At 36.1% G+C, this 18,167-nt stretch carries 12 protein-coding genes; all 12 read left to right on the top strand.

The window, feature by feature from the left end; genetic code table 11:
- Positions 1–61: 61 nt before the first annotated feature.
- Positions 62–1,456, top strand: coding sequence for an MFS transporter (locus PFY09_RS04940; protein ID WP_271161629.1), 1,395 nt, complete (start codon positions 62–64; stop codon positions 1,454–1,456).
- An 80-nt stretch (positions 1,457–1,536) separates the two neighbouring features.
- Complete coding sequence (locus PFY09_RS04935; RefSeq protein ID WP_271161628.1) at positions 1,537–2,718, top strand: glycoside hydrolase family 130 protein; 1,182 nt, start codon at positions 1,537–1,539, stop codon at positions 2,716–2,718.
- A gap of 55 nt (positions 2,719–2,773) precedes the next feature.
- Positions 2,774–3,955, top strand: coding sequence for an AGE family epimerase/isomerase (locus tag PFY09_RS04930; protein WP_271161627.1), 1,182 nt, complete (start codon positions 2,774–2,776; stop codon positions 3,953–3,955).
- 128 nt (positions 3,956–4,083) lie between these two features.
- Positions 4,084–5,289: a glycoside hydrolase family 26 protein gene (locus tag PFY09_RS04925; RefSeq protein ID WP_271161626.1), complete on the top strand. Its 1,206-nt coding sequence runs from the start codon at positions 4,084–4,086 to the stop codon at positions 5,287–5,289.
- 16 nt (positions 5,290–5,305) lie between these two features.
- Positions 5,306–6,325: a hypothetical protein gene (locus tag PFY09_RS04920; RefSeq protein WP_271161625.1), complete on the top strand. Its 1,020-nt coding sequence runs from the start codon at positions 5,306–5,308 to the stop codon at positions 6,323–6,325.
- A gap of 26 nt (positions 6,326–6,351) precedes the next feature.
- Positions 6,352–6,693: a phosphomannose isomerase type II C-terminal cupin domain gene (locus PFY09_RS04915; protein WP_271161624.1), complete on the top strand. Its 342-nt coding sequence runs from the start codon at positions 6,352–6,354 to the stop codon at positions 6,691–6,693.
- A gap of 114 nt (positions 6,694–6,807) precedes the next feature.
- Positions 6,808–7,941 (top strand): glycoside hydrolase family 26 protein, encoded by a 1,134-nt coding sequence (locus tag PFY09_RS04910; RefSeq protein ID WP_271161623.1) that lies wholly within the window; start codon positions 6,808–6,810, stop codon positions 7,939–7,941.
- Positions 7,942–8,084: 143 nt separating this feature from the next.
- Positions 8,085–10,067, top strand: a complete 1,983-nt coding sequence (locus PFY09_RS04905) for a cellulase family glycosylhydrolase (RefSeq protein WP_271161622.1) — start codon at positions 8,085–8,087, stop codon at positions 10,065–10,067.
- A gap of 17 nt (positions 10,068–10,084) precedes the next feature.
- Complete coding sequence (locus PFY09_RS04900) at positions 10,085–11,464, top strand: sialate O-acetylesterase (protein ID WP_271161621.1); 1,380 nt, start codon at positions 10,085–10,087, stop codon at positions 11,462–11,464.
- Between the two features lie 199 nt (positions 11,465–11,663).
- A complete protein-coding gene (gene bglX / locus PFY09_RS04895; RefSeq protein WP_271161620.1) occupies positions 11,664–13,940 on the top strand; it encodes a beta-glucosidase BglX in 2,277 nt (758 codons plus the stop codon).
- Between the two features lie 809 nt (positions 13,941–14,749).
- Positions 14,750–16,171 carry a leucine-rich repeat domain-containing protein gene (locus PFY09_RS04890; protein ID WP_271161619.1) on the top strand — a complete coding sequence of 474 codons (1,422 nt, stop codon included), beginning with the start codon at positions 14,750–14,752 and terminating at the stop codon, positions 16,169–16,171.
- A gap of 54 nt (positions 16,172–16,225) precedes the next feature.
- Positions 16,226–18,154, top strand: a complete 1,929-nt coding sequence (locus tag PFY09_RS04885; RefSeq protein WP_271161618.1) for a leucine-rich repeat domain-containing protein — start codon at positions 16,226–16,228, stop codon at positions 18,152–18,154.
- Positions 18,155–18,167 lie beyond the last annotated feature (13 nt).

The following is an 18,167-nucleotide window of genomic DNA, read 5'->3' as shown; positions in this document are numbered from 1 at the left end:
CGATACCCATCGTAAATTATTTTAAAAACAATTTTAAAATTTAATCATTAAAAGAAAATTAATGAATAACGAAAAGATAAATATAAAAGAAAAAGTGGCTTACGGATTTGGAGATGCCGCATCCTCTATGTTCTGGAAAATCTTCAGCATGTATCTGCTTTTTTTCTATACCGATGTGTTTGGTCTTGCGGCGGCGGCGGTAGGAACCATGTTTTTGGTAACCAAAGTATGGGATTCCTTCTTCGATCCGTTTGTGGGAATTTACTCAGACAGGATCGATACAAAATGGGGAAAATTCCGTCCTTTTTTATTATGGGTTGCCGTTCCTTTTGCCATCATTGGTGTATTAACCTTTTATACCCCTGATTTTGCAAACAACGGAAAATTGATCTATGCATACATCACATATTCCTTAATGATGATGGTGTATTCACTCATCAACGTTCCTTATGCATCATTACTTGGCGTGATGTCTTCCGACGGTAAAGAAAGAACTACACTGGCTTCTTACAGAATGGTTTTTGCTTTCGCAGGCAGCCTTATTGCGCTTTGGATGATAGAACCTCTTGTAAAATATTTTGGAGACGGAACTTTAACCTCTTCACAAGGCTGGTTTTATACCATTGTTGTATTCGGAGTCATGACGACGCTGCTGTTTTGGGGATGTTTTGCGGGGACGAGAGAACGCATCAAACCTATAAAAAAAGACCAGTCTACCTTAAAAGAAGATCTCAATGATCTTTGGAAAAACAAACCATGGTGGATTCTTTTGGGAGCCGGAGTTGCCACATTGCTTTTCAATACCATTCGAGACGGTGGAGCGATTTATTATTTTAAATATTATCTGGCAAAAACAGATCAGGAAACCTTTTCCCTTTTCGGTATGGGAACAGGGATGTCCTATCTTACCATTTATCTGGTTTTAGGACAGGCAGCTAACATTGTGGGAGTGGTTTTGGCTACACCTTTAGCCAATAAATTCGGTAAGAAAAAAACATTCTTTGCAGCCATGTTATCAGCGGCAGTTCTCAGTATCATATTCTATTTCCTTACGAAAGATAACATCATGATGATTTTGCTGCTGCAATTTTTCATAAGCATTTGTGCAGGATGCATTTTCCCTCTTTTATGGTCGATGTATGCTGATACCGCAGACTATTCGGAATGGAAACAGGGAAGAAGAGCAACAGGACTTGTATTCTCGGCATCATCAATGTCCCAGAAATTGGGTTGGGCATTCGGTGGAGCTGCAACAGGATGGCTTTTGGCTTACTTTGGGTTTCAGGCGAATGTTGTACAGACAGAAAATGCACAGACCGGAATCAGATTGATGCTGAGTATTCTTCCAGCGGCAGGAGCCATCATTTCTATGCTTTTCATTTTTGTTTATCCTTTAACGGAAGAAAAACTTTCATCAATTACTGAAGAATTGGAACAGAGAAGAAAAGAAAACTAAAAAATATTCAAATCGAAAACATTTGAATACCGGATACAATATAATTCTATTACAAACAAAATATAAAATAATATAGTAAAATGAGTGATTTATTCAATACAAGATTTAATGAAGTATCAGAAGAATTTGAAAAGCTGATTGCTCAAAAAAATTCTCCGGAAGATCATGCCGGAAACGGAATTTTTACAAGATATAAAAACCCTGTCGTTACGGCGGCTCATATTCCTTTAGAATGGCGTTTTGATATGGATGCCGAAAGAAATCCTTTTTTTATGGAACGTTTCGGGATCAATGCTGCTTTTAATGCCGGTGCAATGAAGTGGAACGATAAATATATTCTTTCTGTAAGAGTAGAAGGCTACGACAGAAAATCATTTTTTGCAATTGCAGAATCTCCGAACGGAACAGATCATTTCCGTTTTTGGGAAAAACCTGTCGTTATTCCTCAGATTGAAGGAAATCCCGATACAAACGTTTACGATATGCGTTTAATTCAGCATGAAGACGGATATATTTACGGAATTTTCTGTACAGAAAGAAAAGATCCCAATGCGCCGAAAGGAGACACTTCTATGGCAATTGCAAATGCGGGTATCGTAAGAACAAAAAATTTAGTGGACTGGGAAAGGCTTCCGGATTTGATTTCCAATACAGGACAACAGAGAAACGTTGTTCTGCATCCTGAATTTGTAAACGGAAAATATGCTCTTTATACGCGTCCTCAAGACGGATTTATCGATGTTGGAGCAGGAGGAGGAATCGGACTTGGCTATGTTGCAGATATGACGAATCCTGTGGTGGAAAATGAAGAAATTATCTACGGAAAAACCTATCATACAGTTTATGAGCTGAAAAACGGTCTGGGTCCGGCTCCTATTAAAACAGAAAAAGGCTGGCTGCATCTGGCGCACGGAGTGCGTAACACGGCTGCCGGATTGCGCTACGTTTTATATTTATTCATGACAGATCTAAACGAACTGGGAAAAGTAATCTACAAACCTGCCGGATATTTTATGGCTCCGGAAAATGAGGAAAGAGTAGGAGATGTTTCCAACGTGTTGTTTTCAAACGGATGGATCGCCGATGAAGATGGTAAAGTTTTTATCTATTACGCATCATCAGACACCAGAATGCACGTAGCGGTTTCTTCAATTGAACAATTAACGGATTATTGCATCAACACGGCAGAAGACAGACTTACCTCATCCGAATCGGTGAAAACAATCATTGAAATTGTAGATAATAACATGGTTTCCAAATAACTGTAGTACTGCAGAAACATTTTCAATTTTAAAGATAATCAGATTTAATCTCAAAATGCAGACAGAATTTCTCTTAAATACGATGCAAAATGAGCTCCGTAATATCCTGAATTACTGGAGAAAGAATACAATTGACGAAAAAAACGGAGGTTTTATAGGTGAGATTGACTTTAGCGAACAGAAAAATCCGGCAGCAGAAAAAGGTTCTGTAATGTATGGGAGAATTCTCTGGACTTTTTCCGCAGCATTTTCTGCTACTCAGAATCCGGAAGATCTCAATATGGCGAAAAGAGCTTTTGAAGAGATTAAAAGCAAATTTTACAATCCGGAACACAAAGGAATCTATTGGAGCATTAATGCAGATGGAACGGTAAAAGATTCCAAAAATCAGATCTATGCCATTTCATTTGTTATTTATGGTTTGAGCGAATTTTATAAGGTTTCAAATGATAAAGAGGCACTGGATTTGGCGATAACCCTCTATCACAGCATTCAGAATCATTCTTTTGATAAAGTGAATAAAGGCTACTTTGAAGCATATACCGAAGACTGGAAAGAGATTGAAGACATGCGCCTCAGCGAAAAAGATGCTAACGAAAAAAAGACCATGAATACGCATCTTCATATCGTAGAAGCATTTGCCAACCTTTATCTCGTATGGAAAGATGAAGATTTGAAACAGAATATTATTCAGTTGCTGGAAACAATAGATCAATATTTCATCAATAAAGATTCATGGCATCTCAGACTGTTTTTTGATGAAAATTGGAACGAAAAGAAAGATGTGATTTCTTACGGACACGGTATTGAAGCAGCATGGTTGCTGCAATGGTGTGCAGAAGCTATAGAAGACGAAAACCTGATTGTCCTGTACAAAAATTATGCTGTGAAAATGGCGGATGCAATATTCGAAGGCCTGGATGAAGACGGAGGATTATGGTATGAATACGAGCCGGAATCCGGTCAGCTTATTTCAGAAAAACACTGGTGGCCGCAGGCGGAATTGTGGATTGGTTTTCTGAACGCTTACCAGATTACCAATGACGAAAAATACTTTAATGCTTTTAAAAAAAATGTGGAATTCACAGAAAGATACATCATTGATAAAAAAAACGGAGAATGGATCTGGGGAATCGATGAAAAGTATCGTCCCATCGAAAAAGACAAAGCAGGATTCTGGAAATGCCCTTATCACAACGGGAGAGCCTGTTTAGAGATCATTAAAAGAATAAAGTAATACACTTTGCATTTTGCAGCTATTATTTATAGACACGACAGGAAAAGAAAATAATTTGAAAAATCACTGGAAGTAATAAAAAGAAACATTCAAATCACAATAATATTAACTTTCAAAAACATTTTAAAATGAAAATTCAAAGTAAATTTTTTCTGATATCTTTCTTCGTAGGAATTCTTTCCTGTCAGTCTTCAGAAAACGATCCCGTTGAGAATAGCACCTCTCAGCCTTCAGAATCCATAAATAAACTCGTGAATAATACCTCAGATGCAAATGCTACCCAAAAGACTCAATTGTTATTTTATAATTTAAAAAATAATGCCGGAACTAAAATTCTCGTAGGTCACCAAGATGCGTTTTACACGTATTATCAGGATAATACTTCCATGTCTGATGTAAAAAAAGCAACAGGATCCGATCCTGCGCTTATCGGATTGGATCTCATGTTCATTACCGACAAAAATTATCAGGCGAATGCTTCCAATTGGTATTATCAGCAGGAGCAGAAAATTGTGGCAGCAGCAAAAGAAGCCTATCAGAAAGGGATGGCGGTAACATTTTGCTGGCATTTGAGAGAACCTTACAATGAAACTACTTTCTATACCTCGGAAATGACGGCTTCTCAAAAGCAGAACGCTTTTAAAAGTATTCTTCCCGGCGGAGCCAACCACAACTGGTACCTTACCAAACTCCAGAAAGTGGCTTCTGTGTTTAAAAATCTTAAAGGGAGCGTCGGCGAGGAAATTCCCGTGATCTTCAGACCTTTTCATGAATTTGACGGCGACTGGTTCTGGTGGGGAGCAGCTTACTGTACAGCAGACGAATATAAACAGCTTTGGCAGTTTACCGTAAACTATCTCAGAAATACCATGAATGTTCATAATGTACTATACGCTTTTGCACCGGATGCTTCCTACACAACTTCTTCAGCCTACCTTTCGAGATATCCGGGAGATCAGTATGTAGACGTTTTAGGAATGGACAATTATTATGATTTTATAGCCCAGACAACAGCAGGGGCAAATACAGCCAACAGCAAAATAAAAGTAATATCTGATCTTGCCATCCAGAAAAATAAAATAGCAGCGTTAACGGAAACAGGATACTCCAGCCAGAACAGTCCAGCCAGAACGTCTAACCACTTTACATCGCTTGTACATCCAGCCATTACATCGAATAACGTTAAAATTTCATACGTATGCTTTTGGAGCAATGCAGGAAATACATATTATGTTCCCACGCCGGCAACACCTTATGCCACAGATTTTAAAAACTTAACCCTTAAACCGCAGATGGCTCTTCAGGCAACCATAGCCGGAATTTTATACAATTAACAGAAAAAGAATCTGAATGAAAAAAAATATTTTAAGCATTTTTATTTTAGCTTCATTGGCACTCTGTGGTCAGAAAAATCTCATCAGTAACGGAGGTTTTGAAATGGATGCTCAAGGCTGGAATAATGAAAGTGCAATGACAATTAATCCGTATACGAAACATACAGGAAGTAAAGGAGGGGGAATTACAGAGTATACTGCTCCGCAGTGGAAGGGTATCGATCAGACCTTCAGTATTCCTAAAAATACAGCGGCGATCGAAGTTTCTGCATGGCTGAAAGCAGACGGCGTGGAAAAAGGAAAAAACGAATGGAACAAAGCGGTGGTAATTGCCGAAATTAATGGTAAAGGAGAAGATATTGCCGCTTTGGAAGGAACAACTCCATGGAAGGAATATAAAAAAGTTATTCCGTTAAATAAAGACCGTTCCGGAAGACTCATGATTGCCTTATCCGAATGTACGGGAAGTTTCTATTTTGATGATATTAAAATCACACCGCTTACACAGGAAGATCTTAATAAAATTCAGGAGGAAGAAACCAAAAAATATGAGGTGAAAGTGATTACCGATTCTACTCCGCTGGAAATTGCAACTTTAAAAAATGCTGATTTTGAAAACGGACTGGAAAACTGGAGAGGAACCGCTGAAATCACCTCCGAAGAAAAAGTAAAAGGACAGAAAAGCTTAAAGCTGTCTTCTTCAAATCCTGTTTGGTTCGGAATAGATCAGATTGCAGATATCCCCGATGGAAGCAAAACACTGGATATTTCTGCATTTGCAAAAACAAAAGACCTGAAACCCGGAAAAAACGACTGGAATAAAGGAGTAATGATCGTAGAATTCACCAAAGACGGAACTGCAAAAACAGGAGACGATCAGCCAGTATTTTTTGTTTCGGGCGCTAAAGACTGGCAAAAGTTTTCAAAAATTCTTGCTGTTCCCGCAGGTTCTAGAAAATACAGAATTATGCTGGCTCTTTCGGAAGCTACAGGAACTATGTATGTAGACGATATTCAGGTAAAATTCAACAAATAAAAATTTAAAATTTAATAAACATTAGTATGGAACATGACGTAAGACCTTGGGGAGAATATTGGGTACTGGATGATTCAAAAACTCATAAAGTAAAAAGAATACAGGTGAATCCCGGTGGAAGATTATCTTTGCAGTATCATCATAAAAGAGCAGAAGTCTGGACAATTGTTTCAGGAGTCGGAACCATTACGATTGATGAAGACATAAGAGATTACACAATCGGGCAGGTTGCACAGATTCCTCTTGGAGCACACCACAGAATAGAAAATAAAACTTCTGAGCCGGTTATTTTTGTTGAAGTTCAGCACGGAACGTACTTTGGAGAAGATGACATCGTAAGAATCGAAGATGATTACAACAGAGTATAAAGCCTCTGCAAACTTAAAAACGTTTTGGATTTAAAAACTTGCAGACTTTGCATTAAAATTAAATACTATAAATAATAACGGAGAATTAAAAATCCTTATTTACATTTCTTTACTATGAAAATTTTTCCTACAAAATTTTTCTCGTTAGCTTTTCTTTCGGCTTTGTATTTTGCAAATGCCCAGTTCAGACTGTCTGACGAGAAAGCGACACAGGAAACACAGAATCTGTATCAAAATCTGGCAAAAGCACAGCGAAAAGGCTATTTCATAGGACATCAGGATGATTTGGCGTATGGCGTTTACTGGAAATACCAACAGGGAAGAAGTGATGTTAAAGAAGTGGTAAAAGATCATCCCGCAGTATACGGCTGGGAACTTGGAAATCTGGAATTGGGAAAAACAGAGAATCTTGATGGTGTTCCGTTCAGTAAAATAAAAGAATTCATAAAAGAAGGTTATCGCCGTGGCGGAATCATTACCATAAGTTGGCACTCCAACAATCCCATAACAGGGGGCAATGCATGGGATTTTTCCAATACCTCCATAAAAAGTATTTTGGAAGGCGGAGATAAACATTCCGTTTTTCTCTCTTATCTTGATAAAATAGCCGATTTTTTAGCGGATTTAAAAGACGATAACGGAACCCCGATTCCTATTCTGTGGAGGCCCTTTCATGAACATACCGGAACATGGTTCTGGTGGGGTGCGAAATCGGCTTCAGATGAAGAATATAAAGAATTGTACAGGTTTTCTTTAGATTATTTAAAAAATGAAAAAAAACTGCATCACCTGATTTCAGTTTATAACACCAGCGTTGAATATTCTACCCCTGAAGAATTCCTGAAACGCTATCCGGGAGACAGCTATGTAGATATGATGTCTTTTGATGCTTATCAGAGAGGTTCGGTAGATGAAGGAAAAAAGTTTGCAGAAAAACTGGATGTTCTTATTTCCGCAATGAATCAGGCAGCAGAAAAACATAATAAAATTTCAGCTATCGGCGAAATAGGATATAACCAGATTCCGGATTCAGAATGGTTTACGAAAATTCTGAAACCTGTTTTCGATAAGCATACATTTTCCTATGTACTATTCTGGAGAAATGCAGGCTTCAAACCGGGAAATAATGAAGTGGAATATTATCTGCCTTTCAAAGGACATCCTTCGGAAAAAGATTTTTTAAAATTCTATAAGGATAAAAAAACATTATTTGAAAAAGAAGCCGGAAAAATGAATCTGTACAAATAATGATGCATAGTCCATTAGTAAGACAACAATTAAAATTAAACAGGACTATTTGTAGTTTAAATATTTTAATAAACGATTAATCATTGTCTTTTGTAACTAAATTTGAAATTGGTTCAAACAGATATAACATTAAAAAAGCAAAAATGAAATCTTCACGCATTACACTTCTATTCATTTTAATTTCCATATTTACATTTGCAGGAAATCCTGTAAAGGAAATCGGAAATCTTCAGGTGGTGGGAACCCAGCTTTCCGATGCAAAAGGCAAACCTGTGAGATTAGTGGGCACCAGTTTCGGCTGGAGCAATTTTCATCCCCGATTTTATACCCCGAAAACCGTAAAATGGCTGAAAGATGACTGGAACGTAAACGTTGTCCGTGCTTCCATGGGAATTGATCCTGAAGGTGCTTATCTGCAAAATCCTAAGGCAAATCTCAAAAGTATAGAAACGGTGATTGATGCTGCCATTAAAGAAGGCATCTATGTAATTATCGATTGGCATGCTCATAAAATTCATACAAAAGAAGCGAAAGAATTCTTTAATACAATATCCAAAAAATACGGTAAATACCCGAACGTGATCTATGAAGTTTTCAACGAGCCTGAAAAACAATCCTGGGAAGAAGTTAAAAGTTACGCGGAAGAAATTGTAAAGACCATCAGAAAAAATGATGCCGACAACATTATTCTCGTAGGCTGTCCGGAATGGGATCAAAGAATAGATCTGGTTCAGAAAAATCCCTTAAAAGACAAAAAAAATATCATGTACACCGTGCATTTTTATGCAGGAACTCATGGAAAATGGCTGCGCGACAGAACCGATGAAGCCATAAAATCGGGCATTCCTGTTTTCATTTCAGAGTCTGCAGGAATGGAAGCTACCGGAGATGGAAAATTTAATTATCCTGAATGGCAGAGCTATTTTAGCTGGATGAATAAAAATAAGCTGAGCTGGATTACATGGTCGGTTTCCGACAAAAAAGAAACCTGCTCCATGCTTCTTCCTACCGCTTCTTCCGAAGGAAACTGGAATTTATCCGATCTTAACGAATCCGGAATAAGAACAAGAGAATATCTTAAACAGTTTGACGACAGAGGAAACTATCTTCAGAAATTTTACTGGCACGGAAGAGTGCTTCAGTCTTATTTTAACGAAGGTAAACTTATTGGTCCCGGATCTTATACCGAATTTCAGTTTACCGGAAATTCCGTAAGTTTCGGATTGAAAAATATCCCTTTCCAAGGCTATTACAACTATGTTTCCATTGAACTGGACGGTAAATACATCGGCAGATTTAAAATAGACAATAACGAGATTAAAAAATTTACTTACGATGTTTCAGACAAAAATCTGAAAGTACACACCATCAAAATCGTTAAGGCAACGGAAGCAGCAATGGGAGAAGTCTATTTTGACGGCAGCGGAATCGATGCTGTCTCTTTTCAGCCGAAACCTGGAAAAAAAATTGAATTCATAGGAGATTCTATTACCTGCGGATTCGGAAATGATGAAAGTGGACTCCCATGCGGAAAAGGACAGTGGTTTGATCAGCATAATGCGTATTTTGCTTATGGTCCTGTAGCAGCCAGAATTTTGGGAGCAGATTATCTTTTAAGTTCTGTTTCAGGATATGGGATGTACAGAAACTGGAATTCTGAAAAATTGGAAGAAAATATTCTGCCCGATGTTTATCCTTATCTTTATCTGAGAACTTCCGAGCCGGAACTTTTCGGCAACGATTATCAGCCTGATCTGGTGAGTATATGTTTGGGAACGAATGATCTGTCGAATGGCGATGGCAAAAAAGACCGTTTACCTTTTAATAAAGAAAAATTCATCGGAAATTATGTGGAATTCGTTCAGAATATCTACAAAAAATATCCCGACACCAAAATTGTTTTATTAAACAGTCCGATGGTTTCAGGGGAGAATAATAAACTTTTGGTAGAATGTTTAAATGCCGTGAAAAATTCTTTCAGAAATGATAAAAAACATCAGCCAATCGAAATATTTGAATTTAAGGCAATGATTCCGAAAGGATGCGGATATCATCCAAGTAAAGAAGACGACCAGATAATGGCAAACCAGTTAATTCCTTTTTTACAGAAATACTTACCTAATTAAGCTTTAATCTATCTCACATGAAATTTATAATAAGTCTTTTCTCATTATTTTTAACAAACTTGCTTTTTGCCAACATTAATCTTCCGGCAATTTTTACAGACAATATGGTGCTGCAGCGTAATGCAGAAATCGTTATTTGGGGAAATGCCAATCCGAAAGAAGAGATTATCCTGAAAGGAGATTTTCTTGACAAAGAATATAAAGTTGTGACAGGGAATGACGCTGTTTTTAAATTCATCATACCAACAGGAAAAGAAGGCGGACCTTACACTGTTACCCTGAAAGGCTACAATGAAGTAAAGCTTAAAAACGTAATGCTGGGTGAAGTATGGCTGATTTCCGGACAGTCTAATATGGAATACACGCCGGCTTGGGGAATGAAAGATGCCGATGCAGAAATTACCAAAGCCAATTTTTCGGACATAAGATTTTTCACCGTTCCGAAACTCTCATCATCCTATCCACAGAATAATTTGTTTGGAAGCTGGGTTTCCTGCAATCCCGATACCATGAAAAACTTTAGTGCAATAGGCTATTTCTTTGCCCAAAAAATACAGGAAAATCTCAACGGTGTTCCGGTAGGAATTATTTCTTCCACCTGGGGAGGAAGTCCTGCAGAGCTTTGGACTCCGGAGAATGTATTCAGGCAAAATCCTCAATTGGCAGACAATTACAAAAAATTGGGAAGTTCAGAATATTATCCGTCACAGATGAGCGGAGCGTACAATGCAATGATTTTCCCTCTGAATTTGTATAAAATAAAAGGCGCACTCTGGTATCAGGGTGAAACTAATACGGGAAATGCTGAAGGATATACAGACCTGCTTTCTTCCATGATACAGTCTTGGAGACAAGCCAAAGGAGAAGAATTTCCGTTTTACATCATTCAGATTGCCAAATATACAGGTTGGGGCGATACTACCGTTAAAATTCAGAATTCCCAGAGAACAGTTTCAGAAACCGTTAAAAATTCAGGTCTTGTCATTACCTCAGATCTCGACAGAACAGACGATATTCATCCAAAAAATAAAAAACCGGTCGGGATAAGAATGGCAAACCTCATTCTGAAAAATGTATACGGCAAAAATAATGGTCTTGTAGAAAGTCCGAAGCTTAAAAACGTAGAATACAAAGGAAATAAAGCTATTTTATCTTTTGATTTTGCAGACGGACTGCATTTTAAAAATAAAGAATCAAAACTTTTTGAAATCGCAGGAACGGAGGGGCAATTTGTTCCGGCAACCGCAGTTATAAAGGGAAATCAGATCATCTTAGAATCCAAAGAAGTGAAAAACCCTGTCAATGTAAGATATGACTGGAGCAACACCGCAGTTACTGATTTATTTAATAAGTCTGAATTGCCCGCTTCCAGCTTTTCAACTGAGAAAATGAAGTAGAAGAATTCAACAATCAGAACTTTTAATTTGAAAGAATTTTCAACACACTAAAGATTTATTTTGTGTTGAATTTTAGAAACTATTATTCATAAATTGGGGTTGTCATTAATTTTTTACCGTTAAAAAAACCTGAGTTCTTAGCTGAGGACTTTACTTTAAAATTAAGCATCATGATCAACAAAGAATAATCAAAAATAAAATGAAAATAACCAAAATAGTAATCATCACCATAATAAGCATCATTACAGTGAACACAGTCAGCGCACAGCAAAAACTCAACCCCGAAACAGAAAAGAAGATCAATGTTCTGATGTCTAAAATGACACTGGAAGAAAAAGTAGGGCAGATGAATCAGTACAACGGTTTCTGGGATGTTACGGGACCTGCTCCCGTCGGAGGAAGTGCTGAAGAAAAATATGAAAATATAAAAAAAGGACTGGTAGGCTCTATGCTTACCGTTCGCGGAGTAAAAGAAGTAAAAGCAGTTCAGAAGATCGCTGTGGAACAGACAAGACTCGGCATTCCACTAATTATTGGTTTTGATGTTATTCACGGATACAAAACGATTTCGCCAATTCCTTTGGCAGAAGCGGCAAGCTGGGATCTCAAAGCCATCGAAAAATCTGCGGAAGTTGCTGCCTCAGAAGCTGCCGCATCTGGAATCAACTGGACATTCGGTCCCATGATGGATATTTCCAGAGATGCAAGATGGGGAAGAGTGATGGAAGGAGCCGGAGAAGATCCTTTTTTAGGAGGGAAAATTGCAGCAGCACGCGTAAAAGGTTTTCAGGGAGATAACACCTTCAGATCTCCGTTAAGAATTGCAGCCACCGCAAAACATTTTGCAGCGTACGGTTTTGTAGAAGCCGGACTGGAATATAATGCCGTGGAAATCGGAAACAATACTTTATTCAATCAGGTGTTGCCGCCTTTCAAATCCGCTGTGGACGCGGGAATAAGAAGTGTGATGAATTCATTCAATACCATCAACGGAACTCCTGCAACAGCCGACAGATATCTTTTGAGAGATGTGCTGAAAAACAAATGGAATTTTTCCGGTTTTGTGGTATCGGATTGGGCTTCTATCCGTGAGATGATTTCTTGGGGATTTTCAAAAGATGAAAAAGCAGCGGCAAAATCTGCTGTAGAGGCAGGAACAGACATGGATATGGAGAGTGGAATCTATTTCCCTTACCTTATTGATTTGGTAAAACAGGGAAAAGTTAAAGAAAGCTATATAGATGATGCCGTAAGAAGAATTCTTCGCGTTAAATTTGAACTGGGACTCTTCGATGATCCTTATCGTTTTCTCGATGAGAAGCGTGAAAAGGAAACAATTGGAAGCACGGCAAACCATGAAGCCGTTCTGGATATGGCAAAAAAATCCATTGTTCTTCTTAAAAACGAAAAAAATCTTCTTCCGCTTAAAAAATCAGGACAAAAAATTCTCCTTCTGGGTTCTTTGGCAGAAAGTAAAAATTCCCCTCTCGGAAGCTGGAGAATTGCAGCAGACAACAATACCGCAGTTTCTGTTCTGGAAGGTATGAAAGCCTACAAAGGTAATCAGCTTAATTTTGTGGAAGGACCAAAATTAACAACCTCCGAACCTACTTTCCTTACCGAAGTGAATTATAATACCACCGACAGAAAAGGTCTGGAAGAAGCAAAAAATGCCGCTAAAAATGCCGATGTTATCGTGATGGTTTTGGGAGAACACGGATTTTCGTCCGGAGAAGCAAGAAGCCGAACAAACATAGATTTACCCGGACTTCAGGAAGAATTTTTAAAAGAAATTTTTAAAGTAAATCCCAATATCGTGCTCGTTTTAAACAACGGAAGACCTTTAACCATCAACTGGGCTTCAGAAAATATACCTGCCATTGTAGAAGCGTGGCATTTGGGAACACAGGCAGGAAACGCCGTTTCGCAGGTTCTTTACGGAGATTACAATCCAAGTGGAAAATTACCCATGACATTCCCGAGAAACGTAGGTCAGATTCCTGTTTATTACAATCATCTTAATACCGGAAGACCTTTTGACAAAGATAAAAATGTGTTCTGGAGCCATTATTCCGATGTAGAAAAAACACCGCTTTATCCGTTCGGATTTGGATTAAGTTATACAAAATTTGAATATTCCGATTTAAAAATCAATAAAAAATTGTTTTCAAAAGGAGAAAATATTCAGGTAACTTTTACCCTAAAAAATACAGGAAAATACGATGGAAGAGAAGTGGCTCAGTTGTATATTCAGGACGAATTTGCTTCCGTAGCCAGACCTGTAAAAGAATTAAAAGGCTTCCAGATCGTAGAACTGAAATCCGGCGAAAGTAAAAAGATCACCTTTAATTTAACTGAAAAAGAACTCGGTTTTTATGATAATTCCGGAAACTTTATTGTAGAAGAAGGAGCATTTAAAGTAATGGTAGGCGGAAACTCGGAGAGTGTGATTTCGGATGAATTTAGTCTGGAGTAAAAAGATAGATTTATCAATAAACAAATCCTTAGGTTAAAAATTAATCTAAGGATTTTTTATTCCGCTTTGTTGTTACTCTCTTTTGTGCTTTATTTGCAGAATTCTATTGAGCTGAAAAAGTTGTAAAGATTAAATCCACCTGTGATCTTTTTACTGAAATTTGAGATTAATGCAATTGCTGAAGCAGATATATCATACGATTATTAAAAACGTTTTCATAGCTGAATAGAAGAATTTTTCATTTAAATAATAATCATAAAAACATGTAAACGATGAGTACTGAAAATATAGAAAATCAAATAAATAGATCAACGGTTTTGGATGAAGAAACGCAGAAAATCGAAGAAATCTTAGGAATAAAACCGGAAGACTACCTAAAATATAATTTACTTCAATATTTACACCTCCAAGACGTAGATATTGAGGATTTTTCTAAGTTTTTACCGTATCTTGTTAAAGTAACAAAAGTAAAACTTACCAACTGTACCATTGCCAATTTTTCCGAATTGTTAAAAATAGAGCGTTGCTCCAGTTTCACTCTGGATAATGTGACTTTCAGAAACAACGAATGTAATGTAACCAAAGGATTTCCTTACGAAATCCGATTTTCAAATATGAGCTTTGACGCAGGTTGTTTTAACAGTTTTCATATATCGTCATCCGGTAAAGGGCATAAGCATCTTTTCATTACTAACTGCCATATTGATAATGTTCAGGAAATCAATAATATAAAAGGACTTTATTCATTACATCTCGACAGCATAACTTTTACTTGTAACCCCACCAAAGTAAAAGAAAAATCAATTTACATGATCCATATTTTCAACTCGAAGTTTGAAGATATTTCTTTTATACCATTTAAAAAATCTGTAGGAAGAATTGATTTTAAAAATTGTAAAATAGGAAACTTTAAAGGAATTTCTGAATTTGAAAAGCTTAAAAAGATTCAAATTGATACAAATACACTTGTTAAAGATGAAAGTCAATTTGAAAACCCTTTCAATAAAGAAATTACCTGTCATTTCATTAAGGCGGAAAAACCATTTCGTTTAAAAAATGCAGTATCGATCAGAAATTATATTAATACATTAAGCTTTACCAATTTTAAAGTAAAAAAAATAAAGGATCTTGAAAAGTTTGAAATGGTGAAAGCTCTTTCATTTGATAAATCTGAATTTTATGTAGATGCATTTTTATCTATTGCAAAACAAATCACAAGTATAGATCTTAGAGATTCTGAGATCAAAAAGCATACTTATTTCAAACATTTTTCGAACTTGATAAGCGTTGAATCGAGATGTTTTTCAAGAGATAGTAAAAACATACAAAATTTTTCAAAACTGTTGCCACTAAAAAAACAGCTGAAAGAGCTAAACTTTTATGAATCTTCTGATGAACGGAAAAAACGGGAAGCCTATCCGTTGGGACAATTTACGGTATTGGAAACTTTGGATGTTGGGTCTGAGGTTTCGGTAAAGACTGCTGAATCCATTCTGAAATTAAAAAAGCTGAAAAAATTAGATATAAGTATCGAAAAATCAAAACAGGTCTTCGACTTAGGAAATTTAAAAAAGCTGGAGTTTTTAATTTTTAATTCAAGAGTAAAATTTACTGGATTTGAAAATCTGAAACGTCTAAAATCATTGCAAATAGTCAATGATAGAAAATTTGATTTGAAAACGCTTCCAACTATGAAGTCCTTAAAAAGATTGAGCTTTTCCGCTTATGATACTCACATTAAAGATTTGAGTCACTTTCCGAATTTAGAATTTCTGAGACTAAAGGGAGTTAAGAAACTGCAACTGAAAAACTTGAAAAAGCTAAAAGTGTTGGATTTGGACAATAGCAGAATTAAAGATTTTTCTTCGTTTGAAACCTTACCTTCCCTGGAAAGACTAGATTTATCAAGTATTCAGGGTAATATTAATTTAAAAGAAATATCGAAATTTCCCAATTTGAAATGGTTAACATTATTGGAAAGCTATGAGGTAAATGATATTTCAGGATTAGAAGCATTAAAAAAATTAGAGCGCTTGGATTTATACCAAACAAAAGTTACAGACGTAAAGGTGCTGAATACTTTGCCTAATTTAAGGGAAGTCAATTTATTAGTGAATAATTCCAAAGAACTTAATCTTGAATCACAATTGGATCGTCCGGAAATTGCCATTTACTGTGGATTGCCAAGCGTAAATTTATGGATTTGGGAGAAAGATGAATTTGGAATTTAAATGATCCGTAAGAAGTAAAGTAAAATTAATATTTAAACAGAATAACCACTCAAAATGAAAGAAAATCAGCAAACAGATAAAACATCAGAAGCTTATAAAAGATTAAAAGAAATTTTAGGGGAAGAACCTTGGGAAGATTATGCAAGATCAAGAATAGAGCTCAAAAATTTAACAATTGACGATTTTTCTATCATCTTGCCGTGGATCAGGAATGTAGGAAGATTGTATGTCAGCGATTCTTCCATTTCCAATTTTTCAGAATTATTGAAGTTGGAGAATTGTTATTCTTTTCATTTGGATAATGTGACGTTCACAAACAATGACTGTGAGGTAACGAGAGACTTTCCAAGTGAAATTCATTTTTCTAATATGAATTTTGATGCAAGCGGGCTGAATTGCTTTCCTACATCAGTTAGTAAAGGACACCATAGCTTTTCTATTGAAAACTGTCATATTGAAAACATTCAGGAGCTAAGCAATATAGAAGGAATTTCTGCATTATATCTTGATAAAATAACCTTCACCTATCATCCAAGAAAAATAAAAGAGAAATCAATTTACAGGATTAGCATTTCCGACTCGCAGTTTAAAGATATTTCTTTTATACCCTTTAAAAAATCGGTGGGGGATATTGATTTTGTAAACTGCCGTATAGGAAATTTTGAAGGAATTTCTGAGCTTAAGGAGCTTGAAGAAATTGGATTCGATAATGATACGATAGTTGAAGACATAAGGAAATTGGAAAATCCTTTTAATAAAAAAATTACCTGTGTTGTTTTCGTGAAAGATAAAAAGCAGCTCGATCTAAAAAACATATTAGGGATCAGAAATTATATTAATCACATACATTTTACCAATTTTAAAGGAAAAAAAATTGATAATCTGGAAAAATTTGAAAGGTTGCATCATCTCACATTTGATAAATCTAAGTTTTATGTGGATGCATTTTTATCCATTGCAAAACAAATCCAGAGCGTAGAGGTTAGAGATTCAGCGATTAAAAAACATAGTTATTTTAAGCATTTTCCTAATTTGACAAGTTTTGAATTAAACGGTTTTGGAAAAGATAGTAAAGATACCCGAATTTTTTCAAAACTGTTTCCTCTAAAAAAACAGCTGAAAGAGCTGGAGTTTTATGAATCTCAGGATAAACCCACAAACTATCCCATCGAAAAATTTACAGCATTGGAATCTTTAAAAATAGGTTACAATATTTCGTTACAGACTGTGGAATCTATTCTTACTTTTAAAAAATTAAAAAAATTAGAAATAAGGATAGAAAAAACAAAGAAGATTATCGATTTGGGAAATCTGAAAAACTTGGAGTTTTTAAATATCTACAGTGAATCAAATTTATATTGTACGGGATTTGAACATTTAAAACGTTTAAAATCTTTGGAGATGAGCAGTGACGGGAAATGTGATATTAATATGCTTCCAAAAATGAAATCCCTGAAAAGATTGAGTTTTTACAGTCATGAAGATTGTGCGGTGAAAGGGCTGAGCCAGTTTCCTAATTTGGAATTTCTGAAGCTTGAACACATAAAGAAGCTGCAATTAAAAACCCTGAAAAAGCTGAAAGTTTTGGATCTGGATAACAGTCAGATTAAAAATTTTTCTTCGTTTGAAACCTTGCCATCCCTTGAAAAACTAGATTTATCTTCTCTTCAGAATAAAATTGATCTGAAAGAAATCTGGAAATTTCCCAATTTGAAATGGTTAACATTATTGGAAAGCTATGAGGTAAATGATATTTCAGGATTAGAAGCATTAAAAAAATTAGAGCGCTTGGATTTATACCAAACAAAAGTTACAGACGTAAAGGTGCTGAATACTTTGCCTAATTTAAGGGAAGTCAATTTGCTGGTAAAGAATTACGAATTAAATCTTGAAGAGCAATTGGATCGTCCTGAAATTGCCATTTACTGCGGATTACCGACTATAAATTTATGGATTTGGGAGAAAGATGAATTTGGGATTTAAACGAAAACGATTC

The sequence above is a fragment of the Chryseobacterium gambrini genome (assembly GCF_027920505.1).
Taxonomy (GTDB): Bacteria; Bacteroidota; Bacteroidia; order Flavobacteriales; family Weeksellaceae; genus Chryseobacterium; species Chryseobacterium gambrini.
Note: the sequence above shows the minus strand (reverse complement) of the source record. Positions and strands in the feature narration are given on the sequence as shown.

Excerpts from the sequence above, each read along its gene's own strand:
- PFY09_RS04935 (WP_271161628.1), top strand. The coding sequence starts at position 1,537 with ATGAGTGATTTATTCAATACAAGATTTAATGAAGTATCAGAAGAATTT.
- PFY09_RS04940 (WP_271161629.1), top strand. The coding sequence starts at position 62 with ATGAATAACGAAAAGATAAATATAAAAGAAAAAGTGGCTTACGGATTT.
- PFY09_RS04920 (WP_271161625.1), top strand. The coding sequence starts at position 5,306 with ATGAAAAAAAATATTTTAAGCATTTTTATTTTAGCTTCATTGGCACTC.
- PFY09_RS04890 (WP_271161619.1), top strand. The coding sequence starts at position 14,750 with ATGATCCATATTTTCAACTCGAAGTTTGAAGATATTTCTTTTATACCA.
- PFY09_RS04910 (WP_271161623.1), top strand. The coding sequence starts at position 6,808 with ATGAAAATTTTTCCTACAAAATTTTTCTCGTTAGCTTTTCTTTCGGCT.
- PFY09_RS04900 (WP_271161621.1), top strand. The coding sequence starts at position 10,085 with ATGAAATTTATAATAAGTCTTTTCTCATTATTTTTAACAAACTTGCTT.
- PFY09_RS04905 (WP_271161622.1), top strand. The coding sequence starts at position 8,085 with ATGAAATCTTCACGCATTACACTTCTATTCATTTTAATTTCCATATTT.
- PFY09_RS04915 (WP_271161624.1), top strand. The coding sequence starts at position 6,352 with ATGGAACATGACGTAAGACCTTGGGGAGAATATTGGGTACTGGATGAT.
- PFY09_RS04925 (WP_271161626.1), top strand. The coding sequence starts at position 4,084 with ATGAAAATTCAAAGTAAATTTTTTCTGATATCTTTCTTCGTAGGAATT.
- PFY09_RS04930 (WP_271161627.1), top strand. The coding sequence starts at position 2,774 with ATGCAGACAGAATTTCTCTTAAATACGATGCAAAATGAGCTCCGTAAT.
- PFY09_RS04885 (WP_271161618.1), top strand. The coding sequence starts at position 16,226 with ATGAAAGAAAATCAGCAAACAGATAAAACATCAGAAGCTTATAAAAGA.
- bglX (WP_271161620.1), top strand. The coding sequence starts at position 11,664 with ATGAAAATAACCAAAATAGTAATCATCACCATAATAAGCATCATTACA.